We start from the raw sequence: 448 nt of genomic DNA, 5'->3' as shown, positions 1-448 counted from the left end.
CCCTACTCGCTACACCCGACGGACTGATCGTTCTGTCTCAACCAAGCTTGGCAGAGAGGGGTCTGACACACAGGAGACCGTCCACCCAGGATCCAGCCACCCAATCGGCGACCACTGGGTGGCTATGTAGGTGGGTGAGATGCCCCGAACTTTCCGGACAGTGGCCCGACAACCACACCCGAAAACACCAAGATCGGCGGTTTCCGCGAACCCGACCCAGAAACCACCCAAAAACGATTACAGAAATCGGGCGGTGCATCCAGGCGTTAGCAACGCGCCAACCTCGCCAGTGATGTCGACGCCGTTCTGAAGGCCTACCCCTGGCCGAGGTCTGTTCCAACTGCCGTTCGGCGACGCGGGCTGAATGCCTCGAACAGCCCGGATACCCGACGTCTGCCGGTACGCGGCAAGACGGTGGCTCCTTCCGACAGCGGCCGATCACGCGTGA

Origin of the sequence: Protofrankia sp. Cas4, from assembly GCF_963555915.1 — a bacterium.
GTDB lineage: Bacteria > Actinomycetota > Actinomycetes > Frankiales > Frankiaceae > Protofrankia.
This window is presented reverse-complemented; position numbering follows the sequence as displayed.